Below are 255 nucleotides of genomic sequence, written 5' to 3' on the forward strand. Positions count from 1 at the left end.
TTCTTCAACCCGCGCACCATCACCTGGCGCATACGTCCCACGGTCTTCGCCCATCCAAAGCCTTGTTCGATCAGCTTGCGCTTTTGCTGGGAAATGGCGTAGCCCGCGCTCGAGGCAATCGTATCGTTCACCGCCGAACGCCGCCCCGAGGTGTTTTGCGCTACGTGCGGTGTGACCTTCATCTCGCGGCAGGCCTCGATGAATTCCTGTGCGTCGTAACCCTTGTCCGCGCCCAACGTGATCTCTGCGCCCGCA

Annotated in this window: 1 pseudogene; it reads right to left on the reverse strand. The window is 61.2% G+C overall.

Annotated elements, in window-relative coordinates:
• A pseudogene (locus tag AB3X89_RS40560) lies at positions 1–255 on the reverse strand (IS5/IS1182 family transposase); the annotation flags it as partial.

The sequence above is a fragment of the Paraburkholderia sp. BR14320 genome (assembly GCF_040948665.1).
GTDB lineage: Bacteria > Pseudomonadota > Gammaproteobacteria > Burkholderiales > Burkholderiaceae > Paraburkholderia > Paraburkholderia youngii.